This window comes from Enterobacter sp. BIDMC 30 (assembly GCF_000534355.1).
GTDB lineage: Bacteria > Pseudomonadota > Gammaproteobacteria > Enterobacterales > Enterobacteriaceae > Enterobacter > Enterobacter ludwigii.
This window is the reverse complement of record NZ_KI973169.1, coordinates 3,231,343-3,257,278: the sequence shown is the minus strand read 5'-3', so window position 1 is coordinate 3,257,278 and position 25,936 is coordinate 3,231,343. Positions and strand designations below refer to the sequence as shown.

Sequence of the window (25,936 nt, the reverse complement as noted above, 5' to 3'; positions counted from 1 at the left end):
CAGGGTTATTAACATTACGTCATCACGCTCACCTGCGCCGCCACAATCCGCCAGCCGTACGGGAAGCGTACCCATGTCTGCTGCTGGCGACCAATCCGCTCCGTTCTTTCGCGGGTGAATTCGGTGCTACACACGGCGTAATCCTCTCCGAAGGTGGTGATTACCGTATGGTGCAATGTCCTTTGCAGACCCGCGGACGGGCGCGCCGCCCGAAAGGCGCGGATTTCCTCAATGCCGTACAGGTTTTCGCCCGCACCGAGACGCACCGTGTTTTTGTCGTGCCAGAACAGCTCATCCAGCACCGGAATGTTGTTGCTTACCAGCGCATCTTCATAGCGGTAAAAGGCTGCGGTCACTTCTGCAACGACCCACGGAAGGTTAATGTCATCGTGATTTATCATGGAGCCATCTCCGCCGGCCGGGCATCGGTTATTCCGCTTGCTTCCAGAACCCGCGCCACACGCAGGCAGGCTTGCTCGTTAAACGGTGCGGCGATCAACTGCAGGCCAACAGGTGCGCCCTGAGCGGTGCGCAGCGGGACGGTGGTAACGGGTAAACCTAAAAACGAAATCGGCTGCGTCAGCATGCCCATGCTGGCGCGAACCGGTAACGGCTGGCCGTTGATCTCCATAATCTCTTCGCCAATTTGCGTTGCACAGCGCGGCGTGGCCGGGGCGATCAGCACGTCGGCCTGCGCAAACAGCGCTTTAAACGCCTGTCGGGCCTGCGTGCGAAAACGCTGGGCCTGAATATACCAGGCAGAAGGGATCATCGCGCCGGCCAGAAGCCGTTCGCGCGAATGGGGTTCAAAACGCCCGGGCTCGCGGCGAAGCGCGGGCAGGTACTGATTTCCGCCTTCCGAGGCGCTGATGATAAACGCTGCGGAGCGGGCCAGCTCGGCATCGGGGAATTGCAGCGTTTCCTGCACGTCGAGAGCTTTTGCCACCCGCGCCACGGCGTCCCGCATGTCGCTGTCGCACCAGGTACTGAAATAGCCGCCGAGCACCGCGCAGCGCAAACCATCCAGACCGCGGTCGAGCAGGGGCCGGGTCTGCTCCCGGGAGCTCTCCGCCTGAAATCCGTCGCTGGTATCCCGACCCTGCAGTGCATCGTACACCGACGCCAGATCGCTCACGCGACGGGCAAACGGCCCGATGTGATCCAGACTGGCGACAAACGGATGGCTGCCGGCGCGTGACAGACGACCAAAAGTGGGCTTAAGACCGTATATTCCGCACAGGGAGGCCGGTACGCGAATCGACCCGTTGGTGTCGGTACCGAGCGAAAAATGGACCAGTCCGGCAGCGACCGCGGCGGCAGAGCCGCCGGACGATCCTCCGGCAATGCGCGTCACATCGTGCGGGTTACGCGTTGCGCCGTAGTAACTGTTTTCCGTCGTAAAGCCGTAGGCGTAGGCATCCATGTTGACCATCCCCGACAATAAGCCACCGGCACTGCGCAGCTGGCGTACCGCAAAGCTGTCAGCGGTAGCGGGGGGGCGCTGGCTGAACAGCTCTGCACCGGCAAGGGTCGTATGCCCGGCGACGTCGAACAGGTTTTTCACCGCGTAGGGAATGCCCGCCAGTGGCGGCAGAGGGCGTTTCTCCCGACGCAGGGTGTCGATATTCTCGGCTTCGGCCAGCATGCGTTCTTCCGTGACGGTGGTCCAGGCGTTGATATGGGGATTGATGCGCGTAATGGCTTCCAGGGTCTGGCGGGCGATGTCATGGGCGCTCAGGTCGCCTGCACTCAGCGCCTGCTGGATCTCACTGATACTCATCTCGTGTAGCGTCATGCTTTGTATACTCCTGCGATCTCCAGACGGTCATCAAGCGGCAGCGCCATCAGCGGGGCGGCCATCGCCGCGATACGGCAGAACTGCACATAGAGTTCTGCCCGGCGGGCGTCATCCAGCTCAACGCCGAGCACGGACTCCATTTGCGCCAGATAGGCATGCCAGTCAGGTTGTGTGGTATTCATCAGTCTCTCCTTAAAATCCGGCGGCGGCGCCGTTGCTGCGCGGGTCAAATGCCCCTTCAAACAGCCCGTTAGGATGGCGAACAATCGCACCCGCGTGGCCCATGGCTTCGCTGAATGCCGGGAAGCACTCCACGTCGTGGCCCAGCGCCTGCAGGCGCGCGACGGTCTGCGGCGTAAAGCGGCCTTCCACCTTCAGGGTGTCGGACGTCTGTCCCCAGGTGCGCCCCAGTAACCAGCGCGGGCGGGCGATGCTCTCCTGCAACGATACCCCCTGCACCACATAGCGGGTAAACAGGGTGGCCTGAGTTTGCGGCTGGCCGTCACCGCCCATCGAGCCGTAGACCATGACGCGTCCGTCATGCAGACGCGCGGCTGCCGGGTTCAGGGTGTGGAACGGTTGTTTTCCTGGCGCAAGCGCCAGCAGGTGACGGGGATTGAGGCTGAATGAGGCTCCCCGGTTTTGCCAGACGATGCCGGTATCAGGCAGGACCACGCCGCTGCCGAACTCGTGATAAATGCTCTGGATAAACGACACGGCAAGACCGCTGTTATCCATTACCCCCATCCAGACCGTATCACCAGGGCCTTTGCCGCAGCCCCACGGTGCGGCCTGGTTATCATCGACCTGGTCGGCGAGGGCGGCCAGTGCGGCAGGATCCAGCAGACTCTGGATATCGGTTTTCAGCTCGCGCGGATCGGTGATATGGGCATCGCGCAGACCAAACGCCAGTTTGGTGGCCTCTACAATGCGGTGAACGGTGGTCGCTTCGTCAGCATCGGCCATGGACAGGCGGTCGGTTATCCCGAGGATCGCCAGCGACACCAGCCCCTGCGTTGGCGGCGCGAGGTTCCACACTTCACCCTGTTGATGCTGTAATTTCAGCGGCGTGGTGCGCCGGGCGACATGCGCGTTTAGGTCAGCCAGGGTGATGGGCAGCCCCAGCGTTGCCATGCCCCGGGCCAGACGCTCCGCCAGCGGGCCGCGATAAAAACTGTCCAGACCGTCTTCTGCGAGGTGCGAGAGCGTGGAGGCCAGCGCCGGTTGATAAAACCGGCTGCCGACCTGCGGCGGTTTGTCGTCCGTCAGCCAGGTCTCTGCGAAGCCGGGCAGGTCCTTCAGTTCATCCAGCTTACTGGCCGTGGCGGCGGCCTGAGACGCGGTCACCGGCGTGCCGTTTCGGGCATAGTCAATGGCGTCTGCCAGCAGGCGATTCAGGGGAAGAGCGGTGCCCGTCAGCGTGCGCGAAACCTTCAGTGCTTCGTCCCAGCCGCTCACCGTTCCCGCCACGGTCAGCGCCGCACGAGGCCCGCGATGGGGGATCTGAGAGACATCGTCATAGGCGGCAAGCGTCGCCAGTGAGCCAGCTGCGCCGCTGGCGTCAATGGCAACCGGTTCGCCATCGGGCGGCACGATAAGCCAGAAACCATCCCCACCGAGACCGTTCATGTGCGGGTAAACCACGGCAATGGTTGCGGCGGCGGCGACCATTGCCTCAATCGCGCTACCGCCTTCACGCAGAATGGCCAGGGCGCTCTGGCTGGCAAGATGGTGGGGCGCCACGGCCATTCCGTGTACGGAGACATTACTTTGCATGGAGAGTCCTCATAACCCAAAAGTCATAAGGTGCTGCAAAAGCTGTTCCAGTTATGAATGAAAAGTTTCACGTCAGTCGTAACATAACGTTTTAACAAGCTGGCATGCTTAATGAAAGGTATAGTGAGGTGAAACAAAAGTTACAGAGGCTTTATGGAACAGCTTGATGAACGTCTGAAAGCGCAATACGCGTCGTTGTCACCGCAGGAGCAACGGGTGGCTGATTTTATTTTTGATCATTTCGACGACCTCATTAGTTATAACAGCGCCGAGCTGGCGCAGCTGAGCGGGGTGTCGAAAGCCACGGTGAGCCGTCTGTTTAAGCGTCTGGGCTATGAGAAGTATAAAGAGATGCGCGACGAACTGCGCACGCTGCGCCAGAGCGGCATGCCGCTGACCGATAACCGCGATGCGGTGCAGGGCAACACTCTGCTGGCGCGGCATTATAAGCAGGAGATGGCAAACCTTACCCAGTGGGTCAACGCTCTGGATGCTCAGCAGTTTGCCGAGGCCATGGCCTCAATGGTGAAGGCGCGGCGGATTGTGATTATCGGGATGCGCAACGCCTATCCGGCGGCGCTGCACCTGCGCCAGCAGCTGTTGCAGGCGCGCGGACAGGTGCTGCTGCTGCCGCAGCCGGGGCAGAGCCTGAGCGAGGAACTGGTCGATCTCACGCCCGACGATCTGGTGATTATGATGGCGTTTCGCCGTCGCCCGCGGATCGTACGGCCGCTGTTGCAGCAGCTTCAGCACAGCGGTATTCCGGTTCTGCTGATGTGTGAGCCGCAGGCACACAGCCTGTTTCCGCTGACCAGCTGGCAGCTCTGCGCCCCGCTGGACAGCGTCTCGGCGTACGACAGCTACTCGTCGGTCAACAGTCTGATCAACCTGCTGGCTAACGCCTTCCTGCATGAAATCCTCGATAAAGGCCGTCCCCGGATCCACAATATCGCCTCCCTGTATCAGCAACTGGACGAACTGGAACAGCGATAATGGGGCATCAGGCTGGTGCTTTGCATTAAAATAGTGCAGAAGAGCGGGGCGGAAAAGGGAGGCCTTTTCCGCCCCGCTCTCGTTTTATCAGGCCTTCAGAGAAAATTTCCCGTTTCGCTTCATCTGGCACATTAGTTGCAAAATCTAATTCAAAGAATCTTTTGTTTCATGTTAACGTTACGGGGAAGCACCATGAAAAAGTTATTGATTGCACTGACCGGGGCCGTCTGTCTGTTTGCAAACCTGCCAGCAAAAGCTGACCAGCTTCAGGATATTGAGAAACGCGGCACTCTTCGTATCGCCGTCCCGCAGGATTTTCCTCCGTTTGGTTCAGTCGGGACCGATCTCCAGCCGCAGGGCTACGACATCGACATGGCGCGCTATCTGGCAAAACAGATGAAGCTCAAGCTGCAGCTGGTGCCGGTGACCAGTGCCAACCGCGTGCCGTATCTGCAAACCGATAAGGTGGATCTGGTGATCTCAAGCCTCGGCAAAAACGCCGAGCGTGAAAAGGTGATTGATTTTAGCCGTGCCTATGCGCCGTTCTTCCTCGGCGTGTTCGGCCCGAAAGGGGCTGAACTGAAAGATGCTGCTCAGCTGAGTGGAAAAACCATTGGCGTGACGCGGGGTGCGGTGGAGGACATGGTGCTGACCAGCCTTGCGCCGAAAGATGCAGACGTCAAACGCTACGAAGACAATAACACCACGCTGTCGGCTTACCTGTCCGGTCAGGTCCAGTACGTGGCGACAGGTAATCTGGTCGTGGCGGCGATTTCCCGCCAGAACGCCGCCAAAGCCCCGGTTCCGAGCTTTATGCTGAAGGACTCGCCGTGCTTTATCGGGCTGAAGAAAAACGAACCGGCGCTGAAAGCGAAAGTTGATGCGGTGATCGAGCAGGGAATTAAAGACGGCACCCTGAATAGCCTCTCTGAGCAGTGGCTGAAAGCGCCGTTGCCGGCAAGCCTGGGCGTGTAAGGCGATGACAGAGCAACTCCATTTCTCTGCGCTCTGGCCGTACTGGCCGGCGCTGCTGGCAGGGCTGTGGGTCACCATTCAACTGACGGTGATGGCAACCCTCGGCGGGCTGGCGATCGGTATTTTCGGGGCGGCGATTCGCAGCGGCCGGACGACGTGGTTTAGCCGGATCTGGGGCGGCTACGTGGAGATTATCCGCAACACGCCCTTTGTCGTGCAGCTGTTTTTCATTGTGTTCGGTCTGCCGAATCTGGGGCTGAAGATGACGGCGGGCGAAGCGGCGCTGCTGGCAATGGTCGTCAACCTGGGCGCGTACAGCACGGAGATTGTCCGTGCCGGTATTCAGGTTACGCCCAAAGGACAGTGGGAGGCCGGCCGCGTGCTGGGGCTTACCCGCCTGCAAACGTTTATACGCGTGGTGCTGCCACCGGCACTGCAGCGTATTTATCCGGCGCTGGTCAGCCAGTGCATTATCGTTATGCTCGGTTCGTCGGTGGTGTCGCAGGTCTCCTATGAAGAGCTGACTTTTGCCGCCAACCTGATTCAGTCAAGAACGTTCCTGAGCTTTGAGGTCTATCTGGTGACCACCGGAATTTACCTGGTGCTGTCAATTACCCTGCGCCAGCTAATGATGGCGGCAGGACGGAAGTGGCTGGGGGTACAGGCATGATGACCACCTTTACCGACTGGGACATTATTCGCAATCTGCTGCTCGCCGGACGCTGGACGGTGCTGCTGTCGCTGGTGGCGTTTGTCGGCGGGGCGGCGGTAACGCTGCCGCTGTTGCTGTTGCGCCTCACGGGTGGGCGTACGGTAAAACGTCTTATTCGCGGCTATATCGAACTGTTTCAGGGCACGCCGCTGCTGATGCAACTGTTCCTGGCCTTCTTCGGCGTGGCGCTGTTGGGTATCGATGTTTCGCCGTGGACCGCCGCGTCGCTGGCCCTGACGTTCTACACCAGCGCCTTTTTGCTTGATATCTGGTTTGGCAGTATTCGTGCGCTGCCGAAAGGGCAGTGGGAGGCGTCGCGCTGTCTGGGGCTGACCTTCGGCCAGACGCTGTTTCGCGTGGTGGCTCCCCAGGCGTTACGCATCGCCATCGCCCCAACGGTGGGGTTCGCCGTGCAGGTGATTAAGGGGACCGCGCTGGCATCCATTATCGGTTTTATCGAGCTGACCAAGGCCGGGACGATGCTGACCAACGTGACCTATCAGCCGTTTAAAGTCTTTGCGCTGGTGGCGCTCGGCTACTTCATTCTGTGTTATCCGCTGTCGCGCTACAGCCGTTATCTGGAGACTAAATTCAATGCCTCTCATCACCATTAATCAGGTGCAGAAGTACTACGGCGATAACCACGTGCTCAAGGGCGTGGATCTGGACATCGACATGGGCCAGGTCATTTCAATTATCGGGCGCAGCGGTTCGGGTAAAAGCACGCTGTTGCGCTGCATTAACGGCCTCGAAGGGTATCAGGACGGCAGCATCAAGCTCGGCGGCATGACCATTACCGACCGGGATTCCCAGGCGCGTGAAATCAGCCGCTCGGTCGGCATGGTATTTCAGAACTTCAACCTTTTCCCGCACATGACGGCGATGGAAAACGTGATGCTCGCGCCACGTCGGGTGCTGAAGAAAAGCGCAGCAGAATGTCAGGCACTGGCGCAGCGCATGCTGGAGAAAGTCGGGCTGGGTGACCGTCTGGATTACTACCCGTCAAGCCTCTCCGGCGGCCAGCAGCAGCGCGTGGCGATTGCCCGTGCTCTGGCGATGTCGCCTAAAGTTTTACTCTGTGACGAGATAACTTCCGCGCTCGACCCGGAACTGGTGGGCGAAGTGCTCAAGGTGCTGGAACAACTGGCCGCTGAGGGGATGACGCTGATCCTGGTGACCCATGAAATGAATTTTGCCCGCGAAGTGGGCGACCGCGTGGTGTTTATGCATCAGGGGCGCGTCTGGGAGCAGGGCGACAGCAAAACACTGTTCGCTAACCCACAGACCACTGAGCTTAAACAGTTTATCTCCTCCGTGCGCGGCCTCAATTAACTAAGGACTAAAAAATGGATATCGCTCAATTTCCGCAAATCAATCCGCCACAACGTCTGCTGATGGGGCCGGGGCCGATCAACGCCGATCCGCGCGTATTGCGTGCCATGTCGAGCCAGCTTATCGGCCAGTACGATCCGGCGATGACCCACTACATGAACGACGTCATGGCACTCTACCGCGGCGTGTTCCGCACGGAAAACCGCTGGACGATGCTGGTGGACGGCACCTCCCGCGCGGGAATTGAAGCGATTCTGGTATCGGCCATTCGTCCGGGGGACAAGGTGCTGGTGCCCGTTTTTGGTCGCTTCGGCCATCTGCTGTGCGAAATTGCCCGCCGCTGCCGCGCAGAGGTCCACACCATCGAGGTACCGTGGGGTGAGGTGTTCACACCGGATCGGGTGGAAGATGCCATTAAACGCGTGCGTCCGCGCCTGCTGTTAACCGTGCAGGGGGATACGTCCACCACCATGCTGCAGCCGCTTGCGGAACTCGGGGCAATCTGCCGTCGTTACGATGTCCTGTTTTATACCGATGCTACCGCGTCGCTCGGCGGCAACGCCCTGGAGACCGATGCCTGGGGACTGGATGCGGTCTCGGCGGGGATGCAGAAATGTCTTGGCGGTCCGTCCGGCACCTCGCCTGTTACCCTGAGCCCGCGGATGGAAGAGGCAATCCGTCGCCGCAAATGCATCGAAGAGGGGATCCGTACCGATGCCCATCGCGACGGCGACGAAGAGATGATTTACTCCAACTATTTCGACCTCGGCATGGTGATGGATTACTGGGGACCCGAGCGTCTGAACCACCACACTGAAGCGACCACCGCGCTGTTTGGCGCCCGCGAATGTGCCCGCCTCATTCTGCAGGAAGGGCTGGATAACGGTATCGCCCGCCACAAGCTGCACGGGGATGCGCTGCTGAAAGGTATTCAGGCGATGGGACTCGAGACCCTCGGCGACCTCAGGCACAAGATGAACAACGTGCTGGGCGTGCTTATCCCTCAGGGCGTAAACGGTGACCAGGTGCGTAAACTGATGCTGGAGGATTTCGGCATTGAAATCGGTACTTCGTTTGGTCCGCTGCACGGCAAAGTGTGGCGTATTGGCACCATGGGCTATAACGCGCGTAAAGACTGCGTGATGACCACCCTGAGTGCGCTGGAGTCGGTACTGAACTACCTGAAGTTTTCCACTACGCAGGGTGCCGCGATGCAGGCCGCGTGGGATCATTACCGCACTGAGACGGCGCTATGAATCACGCGACACGCCAGCAGGCGGCAGAACGTGTGATGGCCCGCGCCGATGCGCTAGCCGCCATCAGCGAAACCCAGGATTCCCTTACCCGCGTGTATCTCTCTGCCCAGCATCTGCAGGCTAACCAGCTGGTCGGGCAGTGGATGAACCAGGCGGGCATGACCGTCTGGCAGGACAGCGTGGGGAATATCTGCGGACGTTATGAAGGCGAGCAGGAGGGCGCACCGGCGGTATTGCTTGGCTCGCATCTGGATACCGTGCGCAATGCCGGACGCTACGACGGGATGCTGGGGGTGCTGGCGGCCATTGAAGTCGTTGACAGCCTGCACCAGCAGGGAAAACGGCTGGCGCAGGCCGTTGAGATTGTCGGCTTTTGCGATGAAGAGGGTACCCGCTTTGGTATCACGCTGTTGGGCAGCCGCGCCCTGACGGGCACCTGGCCTGCGGGCTGGCTCGACACGTGCGATGCCAGAGGTATCAGCGTGGCGCAGGCGATGGTACAGGCAGGGTTAGATCCCAGCCGTGTCGCGATGGCCGCCCGACGCCCGGATGATTTCAGCGCCTGTCTGGAGCTGCATATTGAACAAGGACCGTGTCTGGAACAGGCCGGTCTGGCGCTGGGCGTGGTTGAAGCCATTAACGGCGCGCGTCGTCTGAACTGCCGCTTCACCGGTGAGGCCGGCCACGCCGGGACCGTGCCGATGGCGCATCGTAAGGACGCGCTGGCCGCCGCCGCCGAATGGATGGTGCTGATTGAAAGCACCACCCGTCAGCACGGCGGCAACCTGGTGGCCACGGTGGGTGAGTTGCGCTGTCTGCCTGGTGCAGTAAACGTCATCCCCGGCGAGGTCGCGCTCTCGTTAGATATTCGCGGCCCGCAGGATGCGCCGCTTGACCTTCTGCTTACTGCACTGCTGACGCAGGCGCAGGCGATAGCGGCCCGTCGCGGAATACATTTTGCAGCCGACGAATTTTACCGAATCGCCGCCACGCCATGCGATACACGTCTGCAGGCGCTGCTGGCGGAGGCTGTAGAATCGGTGCAGGGGAAGACATTATCGCTGCCGAGCGGTGCCGGTCATGACACCATCGCCCTGGCGGAGCGCTGGCCGGTAGGGATGTTGTTTGTGCGGTGTAGGGGAGGCGTCAGCCACCATCCGGCGGAATCGGTGATGGCTGAGGATGTCGCGCTGGCGGTTGATGCCTTTTCGCGTGCGGTGATGCGTCTGGCGGGTTAAGCGACCGAGCGTACCGCTTCATCGATGTCGGCACTCACCCGCACATCCTGCTCGTCAAACACCATGCAGTGGCGATCGTCAAAAGCCACATCAATTTGCTGCCACGGTGCGAATTTCACATCGCCCGGCAGCAAAATCTTCACATTGTCGTGGCCGTAGCACTGACCGAAGAGGTAGGTGTTATTGCCCAGACGCTCAACCACTTCACAGTTAAACGTCAGCCGCGTGCCGTGGCGGAGATCGGTGGTTAAATGTTCCGGACGGATGCCCAGCGTCACCGGGCTGCCTGCGTTCAACGGTGTGGTGGTCAGGGCCAGTGTGAGTGTCTTCTGCTGGGATAATCTCACCGTCAGCTCACCCGGTTGCCAGGACTCTACCGTTGCCGGCAGGAAATTCATCTTCGGCGAGCCGATAAACCCGGCCACGAACTTGTTCGCCGGTTTGTAGTAGAGTTCCATCGGCGCGCCCATCTGCTCAACCTTTCCGTAGTTCATCACCACAATTTTATCAGCCAGGGTCATCGCTTCTATCTGGTCGTGGGTGACATACACCATGGTGGTTTTCAGTTCCTGGTGCAGACGGGCAAGGTGCAGACGCATCTCCACGCGCAGCTCGGCATCCAGGTTGGAGAGCGGTTCGTCGAACATAAAGACCCGCGGATTACGTACGATGGCGCGGCCAATAGCCACACGCTGGCGCTGGCCGCCGGAAAGCTGCTTAGGTTTGCGATCCAGAAGGTGGGAAAGCTGCAGCGTTTTGGCCACCATCTCGACCTGATGGCGGATCTGATCTTTCGGCACCTTATTGACCTTCAGGCCGTAGCCCATGTTTTCGGCCACCGTCATATGTGGGTAGAGCGCATAGGACTGAAACACCATCGCCACGCCGCGGTGGGAGGGGGCAACGTCGTTCATCACCTCGTCACCAATTAACACTTCCCCTTCGCTAATGTCCTCCAGTCCGGCAATCATGCGCAGCATTGTCGATTTACCGCAGCCGGAAGGACCGACAAAGACGGCAAACTCACCGTCTTCAATCTCAAGATTCACGTTGTGCAAGGTTACGGTGTCGCCAAAGCGTTTGGTGACATTCCTCAATTGTATGTTCGACATCTGTATTCCCCGAGTAAACCGCCGCGTATGTATTACGTATAACAATTATTTGCTACATGGCTGGACGGTGCAATTTGTCTGCTCTGACTATAACTTCCAGTATTCACGCACCCTATACTGATATTCCATTAATGTTATGACGATCACACAACTTACAGTTTTTTGTAGAGTTATCATGATGTGAAGGGTAGCGTATACCAAACCAAAGGCATTTGATGTTATACGTTATACGCCAGTGTTAGTCGGTTTTCTGGCGAAGGTGTATGGCGGTGAAATGCAATAACAACCATAAAATTGTTATACCTTCACATGAGGTTGATAATGAAAAAGAACATACTCGCTGCTCTGATCCTCTCTACGCTCGCGGTGCAGGCTCACGCCACCACGCAGCTTAACGTCTGGGAAGACATCAAAAAGTCGTCCGGCATTAAAGACGCGGTCGCCGATTTCGAAAAGCAGTACGACGTTAAGGTTAACCTGCAGGAGATGCCTTACGCGCAGCAGCTGGAAAAACTGCGCCTCGACGGCCCGGCAGGAATTGGCCCGGACGTGCTGGTCATTCCCAATGATCAACTCGGCGGCGCGGTTGTGCAAGGGCTGCTGACCCCCCTGAATCTGGAGGCGAAGCAGACCGAACAGTACACGCCGGCGTCGATAAATGCCTTCAAAATGGATAACACCCTTTACGGTGTGCCGAAAGCGGTTGAGACGCTGGTGCTGATTTACAACAAAGACCTGATCGCGAAGCCGCTCAACTCACTTCAGGACTGGTATGACTTTTCTAAACAGCAGCGCGCCAAAAACCAGTACGGCCTGCTCGCCAAGTTCGACCAGATTTACTACAGCTGGGGGGCTATCTCCCCGATGGGCGGGTACATCTTCGGTAAAAACGATAAAGGCGGTTATAACGCCAGCGACGTGGGCCTGAACAAGCCGGGCGCGGTAGACGCGGTCACCTACCTGAAAAAATTCTATACCGATGACGTATTCCCGGCGGGGATCATCGGCGATAACGGTCTGAACGCGATCGATTCTCTGTTTACCGAGAAAAAAGCGGCAGCCGTCATCAACGGTCCGTGGGCGTTCCAGCCGTATGAAGCGGCGGGCATTAACTACGGCGTTGCGCCGCTGCCGACGCTGCCGGACGGTAAGCCAATGAGTTCATTCCTGGGCGTGAAGGGCTATGTCGTCTCTACCTGGAGCAAAGACAAAGCCATGGCGCAGAAATTTATCGAATTTATCAACCAGCCGCAGTACGTCAAAACGCGCTATATCGCGACGCGTGAAATTCCGCCGCTGACCGCGATGATTGACGATCCGCTCATTAAGAACGACGAGAAAGCCAGCGCGGTTGCCGTGCAGGCCGCACGGGCGACAGCGATGCCGGGCATTCCGGAAATGGGTGAAGTCTGGGCTCCGGCGAACGCGGCCCTCGAGCTGAGCCTGACCGGTAAACAGGATCCGAAAGCCGCGCTCGACAGCGCAGAAAAACAGGTTCAGATGCAAATCGAAGCCATGCAGGCCAGCAACCAGTAGTTTTCTGACGTCGCAGAACGGGAGGGCGTCTCTCCCGTTTTTTGAAAGGAGTTGTTTGTGAGTATCATCCCGGAACATTTTGCCAAACCGCGCGTGGCCGGGCGTCACGCCTGGACCAGCCTGCTGCTGGCGGTCATTCCCGGCTTCGGTCAGTTTTACCACCGTCAGTGGCTGAAAGGGGTCATCTTCCTGGTGCTGCTTGCCAGTTTTATCGGCGTATTTGCTGATTTTCTGCGCGAAGGGCTGTGGGGACTGGTGACGCTGGGTGAGGAGGTGCCGCGCGACAACTCCATCTTCCTGCTGGCGGAGGGGATCATCAGCGTGTTAATCGCTGCGTTCGGCGTGATGGTGTATTACCTGTCGATGCGTGACGCGTGGGTCAATGGCCTGAAACGTGACGAAGGGTTGCAGCTTAACAGCGTGCGTAAACAGTATCAGATGCTATTGAGCGACGGCTTCCCGTATCTGATGATCACCCCGGGCTTTATCCTGCTGGTGTTTGTGGTGGTGTTTCCCATTTTGTTCGGGTTTGCCATCGCCTTTACCAATTACAACCTCTACCACACGCCGCCGGCTAAGCTGGTTGACTGGGTCGGGTTTAAGAACTTCATCAATATCTTTACGCTCTCTATCTGGCGTTCCACCTTCTTCGACGTGCTGCAGTGGACGGTGGTCTGGACGCTGCTCGCCACTACGCTGCAGTGTACGGTGGGCGTACTGCTGGCGATTCTGGTGAACCAGAAAGATTTACGCTTTAAGCCGCTGATCCGCACCATCTTTATTTTGCCGTGGGCGGTGCCGGGCTTTGTCACCATCCTGGTTTTCGCCGGGATGTTTAATGACTCGTTCGGGGTGATTAACAACGCCATTCTGGCCTTCTTTGGTATTGCGCCTAAAGCCTGGATGACCGATCCGTTCTGGACCAAAACGGCGCTGATCATGATGCAAACCTGGCTTGGTTTCCCGTTTGTTTTCGCCATGACCACCGGCGTGCTGCAGGCCATTCCTGATGACCTGTATGAAGCGGCCACCATGGACGGCGCCAGCAGCTGGACCCGGTTGCGGACCATTACGCTGCCGCTGGTGCTCTACGCCATTGCGCCGATCCTGATTACGCAATACACCTTTAACTTCAACAATTTCAACATCATCTATCTGTTCAATAACGGCGGACCGGCGGTGGTAGGGTCGAATGCGGGCGGCACCGACATTCTGGTGTCGTGGATCTACAAACTGACGATGTCATCTTCGCAATATGCCATTGCGGCGACCATCACCATCCTGCTGTCTGTTTTTGTCGTCGGCCTGGCGCTATGGCAGTTCCGCGCCACCAAATCTTTCAAAAATGACGACATGGCGTAAGGGACGTAACAATGGCTAAATCACAAAGTATTAAACGTGAGAAATGGGTCCGCCTTTCACTCTCCTGGCTGGTTATTGTGCTGGTGTCGGTCATCATCATTTACCCGCTGGTGTGGACGGTGGGCGCCTCACTCAACGCGGGCAACAGCCTGTTAAGCTCCTCTGTTATTCCACAGAACCTGTCGTTCCAGCATTACGCCGACCTGTTTAATGGTCAGGTGAACTATATGACGTGGTACTGGAACTCGATGAAAATCAGCTTCCTGACCATGGTGTTGACCTTAATCAGCGTTAGCTTTACCGCCTATGCCTTCTCGCGTTTTCGCTTTAAGGGGCGGCAGAACGGACTGATGCTCTTCCTGCTGCTGCAGATGATCCCGCAGTTCTCGGCGCTGATTGCCATCTTCGTGCTCTCGCAGCTGTTGGGCTTAATCAACAGCCATCTGGCGCTGGTGCTGATTTACGTTGGCGGCATGATCCCAATGAATACCTATCTGATGAAGGGCTACCTGGACGCCATTCCTAAGGATCTGGATGAGTCCGCGCGCATGGACGGAGCCAGTAACTTCCGCATCTTCATCGAGATCATCATGCCGCTTTCCAAACCCATTGTGGCGGTGGTGGCGCTGTTCTCCTTCACCGGGCCGCTGGGGGATTTCATTCTCTCCAGCACCATTTTGCGCACCCCGGACAAATACACCTTATCCATCGGGCTTTATAACCTGGTGGCGCAAAAAATGGGTGCCAGTTACACCACCTACGCGGCAGGCGCGGTGCTGATTGCGGTGCCGGTCGCGATCCTCTATCTGGCCTTACAAAAATACTTCGTCTCCGGTCTGACCTCCGGGAGTACTAAGGGATAACCATGAAAAGACTCAAACCCGCTTTGCTTGCTGTTTGTCTTTCTTGCGGTCTTGCCGCGAGTGCGTTCGCCGCGGACGGGGTAAAAACGCGTCCTTTTAACGCCATGCCGGCAGACTTTATTAAGGGGGCGGACATCTCGACGCTGCTCGAGGCGGAACAGCATGGCGCAACATTTTATAACCAGAATGGCCAGCAGCAGGACGCGATTGCCATTCTGAAAGCCAACGGCGTGAACTATGTGCGCCTGCGTTTGTGGGTGGATCCGCAGGATGCCAACGGAAATACCTACGGGGGCGGCAGTAACAATCTGGAAAACACGCTGGCGCTGGCGAAGCGCGTGAAGGCCCAGGGCATAAAACTCCTGCTCGATTTCCACTACAGCGATTTCTGGACCGACCCGGGCAAACAGTTCAAACCTAAAGCCTGGGAGAAGATGGATTACCCGCAGCTTAAAACGGCAATCCATGACTATACGCGCGACACCATTGCCCGCTTTAAAAAAGAGGGCGTGCTGCCGGACATGGTCCAGATTGGTAATGAAATCAATGGCGGAATGCTCTGGCCGGAAGGCAAAAGCTGGGGGCAGGGTGGCGGCGAGTTTGACCGCGTAGCCGGGTTACTCAACGCCGCAATCAGTGGGATGAAAGAGAACCTGACCGACGGCGAGCAGGTGAAAATTATGCTGCACCTGGCCGAAGGCACTAAAAATGACACCTTCCGCTGGTGGTTTGATGAGATAACGAAGCGTGATGTGCCGTTCGATATTATCGGCCTGTCGATGTACACCTACTGGAATGGCCCGATCGGCGCGCTGAAAGCCAATATGGATGACATCAGCAAACGCTATAACAAAGACGTCATTGTGGTGGAAGCGGCCTATGGCTATACGCTGGAGAACTGCGATAACGCAGAAAACAGTTTCCAGGCCAAAGAAGAGAAGGACGGTGGCTATCCCGGCACCGTGCAGGGTCAGTACGATTATATCCACGATTTAATGCAGGCCGTGATTAACGTTCCCGATCGTCGCGGTAAGGGCCTGTTCTACTGGGAGCCGACCTGGATTGCCGTACCGGGCACCACATGGGCCACCAAAACCGGCATGAAATATATCCATGATGACTGGAAAGAGGGAAATGCCCGCGAAAACCAGGCGTTATTTGATTGTCATGGCAAAGTGCTGCCGTCGATAACGGTATTTAAATAGTATTCTGTTTCACTTCAGGACGTTTTTAATATGAATAAATTTGCGCCTTTAAGTTCGAAGGTCGCTGCGTTATTGCATGGCGCCGACTATAACCCGGAGCAATGGGAGAATTACCCCGGTATTATTGAAAAAGATATTGCCATGATGCAGCAGGCGAAATGTAATGTCATGTCGGTGGGCATATTTAGCTGGGCGAAGCTCGAACCGCGTGAAGGGGAATATGATTTTGTCTGGCTGGATAACGTCATTGATAAATTATATTCAGCGGGGATCCATATTTTCCTCGCCACGCCGAGCGGTGCGCGCCCGGCATGGATGTCGCAAAAATACCCGCAGGTGCTGCGCGTAGGGCGTAACCGCGTGCCTGCGCTGCACGGTGGACGTCATAACCACTGTATGTCTTCCCCGGTGTACCGTGAGAAGACATTGAAAATGAATACCTTACTGGCTGAGCGTTATTCACAGCACCCGGCGGTGCTGGGCTGGCATATCTCCAATGAGTACGGCGGTGAGTGCCACTGCGATCTGTGCCAGGAGCGCTTTCGTGACTGGCTGAAAGCGCGCTACAAAACCCTGGATGCGCTGAACCACGCATGGTGGAGCACCTTCTGGAGCCACACCTATAGCGACTGGTCGCAGATTGAGTCCCCTGCGCCGCAGGGCGAGGTGTCCATTCACGGTCTGAACCTCGACTGGCGCCGCTTTAATACGGCGCAGGTAACAGATTTCTGCCGCCATGAGGTTGCGCCGCTAAAAGCCGTCAACGCAGCGTTGCCGGTGACGACCAACTTCATGGAGTACTTCTACGATTACGACTACTGGCAGCTTGCGAAAGCGATCGACTTTATCTCCTGGGACAGCTACCCGATGTGGCACAAGGAGAAAGACGAAACCCAGCTCGCCTGCTACACCGCCATGTACCACGACATGATGCGCAGCCTGAAAGGCGGCAAACCTTTTGTGCTGATGGAGTCCACGCCGAGCACCACCAACTGGCAGCCGACCAGCAAGCTGAAAAAGCCGGGGATGCATATTCTCTCGTCAATGCAGGCGGTGGCACACGGGGCCGATGCCGTACAGTACTTCCAGTGGCGTAAAAGCCGCGGTTCGGTGGAGAAATTCCACGGGGCGGTTATCGACCACGTGGGACATCTTGATACGCGTGTCGGGCGCGAAGTGACGCGTCTGGGCGAAATGCTTGAGCGCCTGCCGGGGGTGGTCGGGTGTCGCACGCAGGCACGGGTGGCGATTATCTTCGACCAGCAAAATCGCTGGGCGCTGGACGATGCCGAAGGGCCGCGCAACATGGGGATGGAGTACGAAAAAACCGTTAACGAACACTACCGTCCGTTCTGGGAAAAAGGCATCGCGGTGGATGTGATTGATGCCGATGGCGATCTCAGCCAGTACGCGCTGGTGATTGCGCCGATGCTTTATATGGTGCGGGAAGGCTTCGCCGAACGCGCTGAAGAGTTTGTCGCCGGGGGCGGCCATCTGGTGACCACCTACTGGAGCGGCATCGTGGATGAAAGCGATCTTTGTCATCTCGGCGGGTTCCCGGGGCCGCTGCGTAAACTGCTCGGCATCTGGGCAGAAGAGATCGACTGTCTCGGTGAGGGAGAACGTAATCTAATACAGGGGCTGGCGGGTAATGCGGCTGGCCTGCAGGGGCCGTATCAGGTTCGTCATCTGTGCGAACTGATCCATGTCGAAAACGCTCAGCCGCTGGCGACCTACCGGGATGATTTCTACGCCGGTCGGCCTGCCGTGACGGTGAACCGTTTCGGTAAGGGGAAAGCGTGGCATGTGGCGTCGCGCAACGATCTGCCGTTCCAGCGTGATTTCTTCGCCGGGATTATTGACGAACTGGCGCTGCCGCGGGCCATGGAATGCGATTTCCCACCGGGCGTGGTGGCAACGGCCCGCACGGACGGCGAAAGCACGTGGGTGTTTGTGCAGAACTACACCGCCCAGCAGCAGCTCATTACGCTGCCGCAGGGGTATACCGACTGCATGACCGATGCCGTCGCCGCGGGTGATACTGCTCTGCTGCCGTGGGATTGTCGGGTACTCAGACGTAAAGCGTAGTCGCTGAGGGCGTCGCGTCGTACAACCCTGGCTAATCAATCTGAAGGCGCCTGCTCTATGAGCAGGCATTTTTTTATCTGCATAACAGAGAGGCGTATTATGGACAGTGAAATAACTCAGCGTTTAATTCCTGCATTCGGCGGCGACGATAATATCGAACATGTTGAAGCCTGTATTACCCGTTTGCGCATCACGGTAAAAGATTTAAATAAGGTGGATACGCAGGCGTTACAACAGGAGGGGGCGCTGGGCGTGATTATTATCGGCCAGCAGGTGCATGCGATATTTGGCCGGCAGTCTGATACCTTGCGGCAATTATTAGATGCGCATTTTAGTCATTAATAATAAAAAAGGGATAGCCAAAATAATGGCTATCCCAAACGAGGAGAATAGACTGCCAGTTGTTGGAGATACAATAACGATTAACGCATATCAGGAAATAAACATTACCACCAGGCTTCCACCTGCACGCCAAAATTCCAGGTATTATTTGCGGTGCCGTCTTCGAAGGATTGTCCTTTCTCGGAGTCATTCAGGTAAGAGGCGAAGACGCGCAGTTCCGGACGCGACATAAAATCAGGCCCATCCGCCAGTCCGAGTGCGAGGGTGTACTTCTCACCGCTCTGCTTGTAGCTGGAGCCGTCGGTGTAGGTATCTTTCTGGTAGAAACCGCCCACTTCACCAATCAGACGCACGTATTCGGTGAACTGGTACTGCGCGCGACCCACCAGAGAGACAAGGCGCGATTTATCGGTGAATTGCGTGGTGTCATCCGCCGAGCCCCAGGTCAGCACGTGGTTGAAGGAGAGCTTGTCCGTAATCGGAATTAAGCCGGTGTTAATCACACGGTAGCCGCTGGCGTCGTTCACGTAGTTCCACATGTCATACCAGCCGCCGCCCTGGGACACCATGTTTTGCGCCAGGCCTTTGTTCGCATACTGCAGCACCAGCTTGTTGTAGCCGCCTAACATGTCCTGGCTGATCTCACCGGTGACCATGACGCCGTTGTCGGCCTCATACAGCCCACCGTACTCTTTCTGCTTATTGGTGGGGTTTGGCATGGCGTAATCAATGCCCACTTCAGTCCATGCACCCGCCCACGGCTTCCAGCCCGCATAGCGAAGGTCGATGTAGTTGATATTGACGTCACTATCGCCGTCCACGCGGTAGTCTACGTCGTTGGCATCGCCACGGATCCAGGCCACGGACACCGCACCCGGTCCGAGCGTGTAGTTTTCGATACCGGCACCCGCGCCTGAGATGTTCCAGTATTTGGTGTCAATGATGTGCAGGTCATGGCGCTGGTAGTAGCGCTTACCGCCCCAGATCACCGCGTTCGGATCGCCGGGGATCAGCCCCTTGATCTGCAGATTCAACTGACGCAACCCGAACTGCGCATCGTCGCCGAAGGTGGTTTCATTGTCGTTAGAGCCGTCAGAGACCATGCTCACCATGCTGTCGAGGTAGAAGCTGACATCGTTCTTTTTGTACACCTCTGAGCCCAGCTCCAGCTCGCCGTAGGTATCGGCCTCGTTACCCAGACGGCCAATTTTATTTTTTTGCCACTCCTCCATCCCACCATCCCGTGAGACGCCCACACCGGAGCGAAGATATCCATGAAAATCAATTGGTACTGAAGACGCTGCAAACAGCGAAGGAGACGCTAACGCGGCAGCCAACGCAACAGATACAGAGCGGATCGTCGTGTTCATTGTTACCCTCTTATTGTTTTGTAATACGTTCACAAATCCGCTGTCATAAAATGCCTAAACCTTTTTTCTGGCAATTGCGTGATCGTTAATCTGTGATTAAGTGCAAATAAAATAGCCAATTTTGTTACGATTGATGAGGTGCGACCAGAAATGTAGTATTGTGAACGTAATACTTTTTGATGGTGTTATGGCAGCCAGACGTGCCCAGTGGACGTTTTTTTATATCGCCCCTGATACAATCAGCGCATAACAACATAAGGAACCGGACCATGAAGTCGAAAAGCGCAACGTTAGAGGACGTCGCACGCCATGCGGGCGTCTCCTATCAGACCGTGTCCAGGGTACTGAATAAATCTGCCAATGTATCCGAAGCCACGCGTCACAAGGTGGAGAAATCCATAGAGTTATTGCGGTATGTCCCGAACCGTCTGGCGCAGCAGCTGGTCGGAAAGCAGACCCAGACCGTCGGACTGGTGACGATTTCGCTGGCTTTGCATGCGCCGTCACAGGTCGCCGCGGCGGTAAAACGCTATGCAAATGTGGAAGGGTATCAGGTGTTGATCTCCATGATTGATGAGAACGTCAACCACAGCATCCAGGATTCGATCAATGAACTGAAATCTCAGCTCGTCAGTAAGGTGATCATCAATGTCCCGCTGGAAGCAGAGCAGGCGCAGAAAATCGCGACGGACAACGACGATATCGTCTGTCTGTTCCTCGACGTTGACCCTTACAGTTCCGTGTTTAACGTTTCGTTTAACCCGGCAGATGGCACCCGTGCCAGCGTCAAATATCTCTACGAACTGGGGCACCGGGAAATCGCGTTGCTGGCGGGGCCTGCGTCTTCTGTCTCGGCGCAGCTCAGGCTGAAAAGCTGGATTGAAACCCTGAAAGGTTACGGTCTGGAGCCGGCCTCGGTGATCCGCGGGAACTGGGACGCGCAGAGCGGTTACGCGGGTGCGTTGCAGATGCTGCGCGAGACGCCGCAATTCTCTGCCGTGCTGGTGGCCAACGACCAGATGGCGCTGGGAGTATTAAGTGCTTTCCATCAGCATCAGATTTCCATTCCGGGTGAAAAGTCGGTGATTGGCTACGATGACACCTACGAAAGCTCATTCTTCTATCCGGCATTGACCACGGTATCGCTGGATCTGGATCTGCAGGGGAAAGAGGCGGTGCGCCGCATTCTTGACAGTGGCGAAGACAATGCCGTGCGCATGTCATCCATTTTGCCTGCCCGGCTGGTGGTGCGGCAGTCGACCGGGCCGAAAGGTGAGAAGGGCAAAAACCTGCAGGCGCTGGCGCAACAGCTTCGTGATATCGCACATCAGCTTGGCGATATGTAAAACGGTGAGCACCTCATCCCGGCGGATGAGGTGCTGCACTCTTATTCCAGCCCCAGCGTGTACTGCGCAATCTTGAAGTAGATAATCAGACCGGTTCCGTCGATAAGCGTCGCGATAAAGGGCGCGGAAACGACGGCCGGGTCAATGCCGCAGCGCTTCAGTACCATCGGAATAACTGACGAGACAATCGCACTCCACAGCGTAATGCAGACCAGCGTCAGGCTGACGATAAGGGTAATTTCCAGCCCGATACCCATCATCCAGGCGCGAACACACCCGGCAAGACCAAGCGTGGCGGCAATCATCAGCGAGGTGGTCATCTCCTTTCGTAACACGCGGCCAACGTCGCGCAGACGCACTTCACCCAGCGCCATTGCACGCACCAGCGTGGAGGTGATCTGCGTCCCGCTGTTCCCACCGGTCCCTATCAGCAGCGGAATAAAAAAGGCCAGGGCAATGGCGGATTCCAGCGCCTCTTCGAAGTGCTGAATAACCGAGCTGGTATAGGCTTCAGCGACAAACAGCAGCAGCAGCCAGACGGAGCGTTTTTTCCACAGGCTGAAGGGGCTGGTTTCCAGATACGGCTTTTCCAGCGGCAGCGTTGCTCCCTGGAGCTGGGCATCTTCGGTGACATCATCTTCCAGCAGATGAGCGATTTCGCGTTCGGTCAGGCAGCCGACCACTTTACCGTGCGTGACCACCGGCACGACATCCGCCTCGCCGTGGGCCAGCAGCACGGCGACATCGGCACGCTCGTCTTCCGGTTTGACCTGCAGAAACTGAGAAATCATCAGCGTTTTCACCGGCTGTACCGTATCGGCGGTCTGCAGCAGTTTGCGCACTGCAACCATGCCCGCCAGCCGACCGTTATCTTCGAGGAAAATATGCGATGGAATATCATCGTCTTTTAATTTTTCGAAAAATTGCTCGCGTGCCAGCGCCACGCATAATGAAATATCGAGGACGATAAAATCGGTATTCATATATTGCGCGATTGCGCTGTCATTGAATGCCAGGTTTTGATTGTGAATAGCGTAAGACATAGTGAATTCCCTTTGAATAATAAAATCTCTCAGGGGCGAGCAAGACAGGGCATGTCGAAGAGGAGATCCCCACGTCCTGGGTTCAGCACTGTACACCGTATCCCGTAAGGGAAGTTATACTGACAAAGCCTTGATTCGACAGTGCCTGTTTTACCCTGTGCCGGTTCTCTCGAACCCACCAGAGCGATAACGTGTATTTGTACAGGAGCCTCGCCATAACGAGATCGTTGTAAAACGAGAGGGATAATACGCCACTTTAAACATCGCGCTGTGGAATTTAAAAGACGTTTAAGAAACGTTTAGAACAATAATTTAATCCGCGTATTAATGACATCGATTATTCATCAATGACGGTGGTTATTGCTCAAGAGAGTATAATTCCACACCTCTGTGTTTCTAATGTCGCTGACATTTTGGCGTGTCGTTAATGCCTTCCTGCTGGAGGTCTGAGTGGTTGATACCCCATTTAAGATTGTTCGTTTCTAATGGTCAGCATCACGAACGCTGCGGGGTGGAATATGACGTGGTTTGACAATCTGCTGAATCATTTTGCGCTCTATCCGACGCATCTGTTCGCGCTGCTTTTCGTCATCGCGCTGAGCAAGTCTACGGTACTGGTTTCCTCCGTGCTTCCGCCGGCCTCGGTGATGCTGCTGGCAGGGATCACAGTCAGCCAGACCAGCCTGCATCCGGCACTGACGTGGCTGGCTGTCGCGGCGGGTGCCACAACAGGGTCGGTATTGAATTATCATATCGGCCAGTTGATGGGCCACACGCGGCTGGTCACGCGCTTCACCTCCCGGCACGCCGAGAAATTTTTGCGGGTACAACATCAGCTGCAGAAAAACGGCGTGCTGGTGCTCTTTACCGCGCGTTTCCTGGCGGTGCTGCGCTATATCGTCCCGCTGGCAGCGGGCATGCTCAGACTGAACGCGGCGAAGGTGTACGCGGTAAGCCTGATTTCAGCCGTCGTATGGGCGGCGCTGTATGTCGGCATCGTCACCGGCATCAGCGCCTTTTGACCTACAGGTTTCCCATTCCGCCGTCGACCAGCAGTTCCGTTCCCACCATATAGCGCGATTCGTCAGAGGCAAGATAGAGCGCGGCTTTCGCCAGCTCCGTCGGCGTGCCCATTCTGCCCAGCGGCACAAGTTTGGTGATATCCCCCAGCATCGCCTTGAGCGCTTCCTCGCTTAACCCCGTTTTATTAAATGCCGGTGTTTCTACCGGACCCGGGCTCAGGCCGTTGACGCGAATACCGCGCGGCAACAGCTCCCCTGACAGCGTGCGTGCCAGCGACAGTAATCCCGCCTTGCTGGCGGCATAAACGCTGCTGGCAGGCAGCCCGATGCGGGCGCTCACGGACCCGCACAAGATCACAGAGGAGGGATTATTGAGCAGCGGCAGCAGGGCCTGAATCAAAAAGAACGGTCCTTTAAGGTTGATGCCCATCAGGCGATCCCAGGCGTCTTCCTGCCACTCTTCAAGCAGCCCGTGCGTCACATCGCCGGCGTTAATAAACACGGCATCAAGACGTGGCCAGCGAGAGGCGAGTGTGTCCGCCAGCGCTTTTTGCGCGGCGATGTCACCCGCATCGGTCGGAATAACCCAGGCATTATCGCCCAGAATGCGTTGTGCTTCGGCAAGGGTATCCGGGTTACGTCCGGTGACAGCAACGTGCGCCCCTTCGGCAATAAATTCCTGCGCGGTAGCGAGACCAATACCGGAAGTACCGCCGGTAATCAGCGTATATTTACCTGCTAAACGACCCATGTGCTTCTCCTGAAATGACTCTGGAGAAAGCACTATAGAAACGTTAGTATCGAAAGGAAACCAGGTACCATTTGGATACTAATGAGGCAAGAGGTGTGCTATGGCGGAATCACTCACTATACCCTGTGAAAAAAAATCTGAGGTTTATCTTTGCCCGATGACGCAGTTTGTAAACCTGATTTCCGGTAAGTGGGCCATCCCGGTGCTCTATCGCCTGATTATGCTCAATGCACCGGTCCGGTTTGGCGATCTGCTGCGCGCCGCCGCCCCCATCACGCAAAAAGAGCTCACGAAGCAGTTGCGCCTGTTTGAGCAGCGCGGGCTGGTGTCGCGCACTATCTACCCGGAGATCCCACCGCGGGTGGAGTACCAGATAACTGCGCTGGGGTTAACCCTCCAGAGCGCGCTCTCCCCGCTGGCCGACTGGATGAGCGAATACGGCGATCGCCTTGAAAAGTAATCCTCAGTTTGCGAAACGCTTCCCGGAAAATTGTCACGAATCTGTCACACTCACTGCGACATTTTAAAACGAGTGAGGAATTAGGGATGAGAAAAGCACTACTTGCGCTGGCAATCGCCGGTTCCATTGCAGTGACATCTGGCGTGCAGGCGCAAGAGACGCCGGAAGGGTATCAGCTGGAACAAGTTTTAATCATGAGTCGCCATAATTTGCGCGCGCCGCTCGCCAACAATGGCAGCGTGCTCGAGCAATCCACACCGAAGCAGTGGCCAGAATGGGAGGTGCCAGGCGGCCAGCTCACCACCAAAGGTGGCGTGCTTGAAGTCTATATGGGCCACTATATGCGCGAGTGGCTGGCACAGCAGGGGATGGTGAAAACCGGCGAGTGCCCGGCCGCGGATAGCGTATATGCCTATGCCAACAGCCTGCAGCGCACTGTCGCCACCGCGCAGTTCTTTATCACCGGCGCCTTCCCGGGGTGCGATGTGCCTGTGCATCATCAGGAAAAAATGGGCACCATGGATCCGACCTTTAACCCGGTGATTACGGATAACTCACCTGAATTCCGTGAAAAAGCGCTGAAGGCGATGGAGACTGAGCGGCAGAAAATGCAGCTTGGCGAGAGCTACAAGCTGCTGGAGCAGATGACGAATTACGCTGATTCACCGTCCTGTAAAGAGAAGAACGTGTGCTCGCTGGCAGAGGCGAAAGATACCTTCAGCGCCGACTATGAAAAAGAACCTGGCGTATCGGGGCCGTTAAAAGTCGGTAACTCGCTGGTGGATGCCTTCACGCTGCAGTATTACGAAGGCTTCCCGGCAGACCAGGTTGCCTGGGGTGAAATTAAAACCGATCAACAGTGGCGCGTGTTGTCGCAGCTGAAAAATGGCTATCAGGACTCGCTGTTTACCTCCACCGAGGTGGCACAAAACGTGGCCAAACCGCTGGTGAAGTATATCGACCAGGCTCTCGTCACCGGGCAGGCGAAAGCGCCGAAAATCACCCTGCTGGTGGGGCATGATTCCAATATCGCGTCGCTGCTTACGGCGCTGGATTTCAAACCGTACCAGCTGCATGACCAGCATGAGCGGACGCCAATTGGCGGGAAAATTGTTTTCCAGCGCTGGCATGATAAAAGCGCCAACCAGGAGCTCATGAAGATTGAGTATGTCTATCAGAGCGCCGACCAACTGCGTAACGCCAGCGTACTGTCACTGGATGCGCCGGCACAGCGTGTGACGCTGGAGCTGAAGGGGTGTCCGGTTGATGCGAACGGTTTTTGCCCAATCGATAAATTCAATGCGGTGATGAATAACGCGGCGAAATAGTTAAAACCCCCCGCTCAGGCGGGGGGAA

At 56.8% G+C, this 25,936-nt stretch carries 25 protein-coding genes and 1 riboswitch; of the genes, 17 read left to right on the top strand and 8 right to left on the bottom strand.

Going from position 1 to position 25,936, the window contains the following annotated elements; genetic code table 11:
* Window positions 1–14 precede the first annotated feature (14 nt).
* From hpxZ to hpxW, 4 genes are read right to left on the bottom strand one after another with little or no spacing between them, the layout of a single operon-like run.
* Entirely contained in the window at window positions 15–401 is a 387-nt protein-coding gene (hpxZ, locus tag L466_RS06940) for an oxalurate catabolism protein HpxZ (protein ID WP_032681293.1), read from the bottom strand.
* On the bottom strand, window positions 398–1,795 hold the full coding sequence (locus tag L466_RS06945; protein WP_014169466.1) for an AtzE family amidohydrolase: 1,398 nt from the start codon (window positions 1,793–1,795) through the stop codon (window positions 398–400). The genes hpxZ and L466_RS06945 overlap by 4 nt, the downstream gene beginning before the upstream one ends.
* Window positions 1,792–1,980 (bottom strand): oxalurate catabolism protein HpxX, encoded by a 189-nt coding sequence (gene hpxX / locus L466_RS06950; protein WP_014169467.1) that lies wholly within the window; start codon window positions 1,978–1,980, stop codon window positions 1,792–1,794. Before hpxX ends, L466_RS06945 begins: the two co-directional genes overlap by 4 nt.
* Before the next feature lie 10 nt (window positions 1,981–1,990).
* The gene (gene hpxW / locus L466_RS06955; protein WP_032681292.1) at window positions 1,991–3,574 is read right to left on the bottom strand and encodes an oxamate amidohydrolase; all 1,584 of its coding nucleotides are present in this window, start codon (window positions 3,572–3,574) and stop codon (window positions 1,991–1,993) included.
* Window positions 3,575–3,727: 153 nt separating this feature from the next.
* Between hpxW and hpxU the strand changes: the two genes are divergently transcribed.
* From hpxU to hpxK, 7 genes are all read left to right on the top strand, one after another.
* Window positions 3,728–4,567, top strand: coding sequence for a MurR/RpiR family transcriptional regulator HpxU (gene hpxU / locus L466_RS06960; protein WP_032681291.1), 840 nt, complete (start codon window positions 3,728–3,730; stop codon window positions 4,565–4,567).
* A 192-nt stretch (window positions 4,568–4,759) separates the two neighbouring features.
* Window positions 4,760–5,542: a transporter substrate-binding domain-containing protein gene (locus L466_RS06965; RefSeq protein ID WP_020884739.1), complete on the top strand. Its 783-nt coding sequence runs from the start codon at window positions 4,760–4,762 to the stop codon at window positions 5,540–5,542.
* A 4-nt stretch (window positions 5,543–5,546) separates the two neighbouring features.
* Window positions 5,547–6,212, top strand: a complete 666-nt coding sequence (locus L466_RS06970; RefSeq protein WP_014169471.1) for an amino acid ABC transporter permease — start codon at window positions 5,547–5,549, stop codon at window positions 6,210–6,212.
* The gene (locus tag L466_RS06975; RefSeq protein WP_025204495.1) at window positions 6,212–6,868 is read left to right on the top strand and encodes an amino acid ABC transporter permease; all 657 of its coding nucleotides are present in this window, start codon (window positions 6,212–6,214) and stop codon (window positions 6,866–6,868) included. Before L466_RS06970 ends, L466_RS06975 begins: the two co-directional genes overlap by 1 nt.
* Window positions 6,849–7,586 (top strand): amino acid ABC transporter ATP-binding protein, encoded by a 738-nt coding sequence (locus L466_RS06980; protein WP_032677837.1) that lies wholly within the window; start codon window positions 6,849–6,851, stop codon window positions 7,584–7,586. Before L466_RS06975 ends, L466_RS06980 begins: the two co-directional genes overlap by 20 nt.
* Window positions 7,587–7,600: 14 nt before the next feature.
* The gene (locus L466_RS06985; protein ID WP_032681290.1) at window positions 7,601–8,842 is read left to right on the top strand and encodes a pyridoxal-phosphate-dependent aminotransferase family protein; all 1,242 of its coding nucleotides are present in this window, start codon (window positions 7,601–7,603) and stop codon (window positions 8,840–8,842) included.
* Complete coding sequence (hpxK, locus tag L466_RS06990; RefSeq protein ID WP_032681289.1) at window positions 8,839–10,080, top strand: allantoate amidohydrolase; 1,242 nt, start codon at window positions 8,839–8,841, stop codon at window positions 10,078–10,080. The genes L466_RS06985 and hpxK overlap by 4 nt, the downstream gene beginning before the upstream one ends.
* Here hpxK and L466_RS06995 read toward each other — a convergent pair.
* On the bottom strand, window positions 10,077–11,192 hold the full coding sequence (locus L466_RS06995; protein WP_032681288.1) for an ABC transporter ATP-binding protein: 1,116 nt from the start codon (window positions 11,190–11,192) through the stop codon (window positions 10,077–10,079). The two genes, hpxK and L466_RS06995, sit on opposite strands and share 4 nt — an antisense overlap.
* A gap of 321 nt (window positions 11,193–11,513) precedes the next feature.
* Between L466_RS06995 and L466_RS07000 the strand changes: the two genes are divergently transcribed.
* From L466_RS07000 to L466_RS07025, 6 genes are all read left to right on the top strand, one after another.
* The gene (locus tag L466_RS07000) at window positions 11,514–12,728 is read left to right on the top strand and encodes an extracellular solute-binding protein (protein ID WP_032681287.1); all 1,215 of its coding nucleotides are present in this window, start codon (window positions 11,514–11,516) and stop codon (window positions 12,726–12,728) included.
* A gap of 57 nt (window positions 12,729–12,785) precedes the next feature.
* Window positions 12,786–14,090 (top strand): carbohydrate ABC transporter permease, encoded by a 1,305-nt coding sequence (locus tag L466_RS07005; protein ID WP_020884733.1) that lies wholly within the window; start codon window positions 12,786–12,788, stop codon window positions 14,088–14,090.
* Window positions 14,091–14,101: 11 nt separating this feature from the next.
* Window positions 14,102–14,953, top strand: coding sequence for a sugar ABC transporter permease (locus L466_RS07010; protein ID WP_032681286.1), 852 nt, complete (start codon window positions 14,102–14,104; stop codon window positions 14,951–14,953).
* Between the two features lie 2 nt (window positions 14,954–14,955).
* Window positions 14,956–16,158: a glycoside hydrolase family 53 protein gene (locus tag L466_RS07015; protein ID WP_032681285.1), complete on the top strand. Its 1,203-nt coding sequence runs from the start codon at window positions 14,956–14,958 to the stop codon at window positions 16,156–16,158.
* Window positions 16,159–16,188: 30 nt separating this feature from the next.
* A complete protein-coding gene (locus L466_RS07020; RefSeq protein WP_032681284.1) occupies window positions 16,189–18,246 on the top strand; it encodes a beta-galactosidase in 2,058 nt (685 codons plus the stop codon).
* A gap of 99 nt (window positions 18,247–18,345) precedes the next feature.
* A complete protein-coding gene (locus L466_RS07025; protein ID WP_155962775.1) occupies window positions 18,346–18,588 on the top strand; it encodes a PTS sugar transporter subunit IIB in 243 nt (80 codons plus the stop codon).
* 104 nt (window positions 18,589–18,692) lie between these two features.
* On the opposite strand, the gene L466_RS07030 is transcribed toward L466_RS07025, so the two are convergent.
* Window positions 18,693–19,958, bottom strand: a complete 1,266-nt coding sequence (locus L466_RS07030) for a maltoporin (protein ID WP_032681282.1) — start codon at window positions 19,956–19,958, stop codon at window positions 18,693–18,695.
* Window positions 19,959–20,227: 269 nt separating this feature from the next.
* On the opposite strand from L466_RS07030, the gene L466_RS07035 reads away from it, so the two are divergent.
* Entirely contained in the window at window positions 20,228–21,304 is a 1,077-nt protein-coding gene (locus L466_RS07035) for a LacI family DNA-binding transcriptional regulator (RefSeq protein WP_032677847.1), read from the top strand.
* A gap of 41 nt (window positions 21,305–21,345) precedes the next feature.
* Here the strand turns inward: L466_RS07035 and L466_RS07040 are convergent, their stop codons facing one another.
* Window positions 21,346–22,347 (bottom strand): magnesium transporter, encoded by a 1,002-nt coding sequence (locus tag L466_RS07040; RefSeq protein WP_032681281.1) that lies wholly within the window; start codon window positions 22,345–22,347, stop codon window positions 21,346–21,348.
* A 60-nt stretch (window positions 22,348–22,407) separates the two neighbouring features.
* Window positions 22,408–22,577, bottom strand: a riboswitch (M-box (ykoK) riboswitch).
* A 288-nt stretch (window positions 22,578–22,865) separates the two neighbouring features.
* On the opposite strand from L466_RS07040, the gene L466_RS07045 reads away from it, so the two are divergent.
* Window positions 22,866–23,369, top strand: a complete 504-nt coding sequence (locus L466_RS07045) for a DedA family protein (RefSeq protein ID WP_032681280.1) — start codon at window positions 22,866–22,868, stop codon at window positions 23,367–23,369.
* A 1-nt stretch (window position 23,370) separates the two neighbouring features.
* On the opposite strand, the gene L466_RS07050 is transcribed toward L466_RS07045, so the two are convergent.
* A complete protein-coding gene (locus L466_RS07050; RefSeq protein WP_032681279.1) occupies window positions 23,371–24,120 on the bottom strand; it encodes an SDR family oxidoreductase in 750 nt (249 codons plus the stop codon).
* 100 nt (window positions 24,121–24,220) lie between these two features.
* Between L466_RS07050 and L466_RS07055 the strand changes: the two genes are divergently transcribed.
* Both L466_RS07055 and agp read left to right on the top strand, forming a co-directional pair.
* On the top strand, window positions 24,221–24,580 hold the full coding sequence (locus L466_RS07055; RefSeq protein WP_020884724.1) for a winged helix-turn-helix transcriptional regulator: 360 nt from the start codon (window positions 24,221–24,223) through the stop codon (window positions 24,578–24,580).
* Between the two features lie 86 nt (window positions 24,581–24,666).
* Complete coding sequence (gene agp / locus L466_RS07060; RefSeq protein WP_032681278.1) at window positions 24,667–25,908, top strand: bifunctional glucose-1-phosphatase/inositol phosphatase; 1,242 nt, start codon at window positions 24,667–24,669, stop codon at window positions 25,906–25,908.
* The last annotated feature ends 28 nt before the right edge of the window (window positions 25,909–25,936 follow it).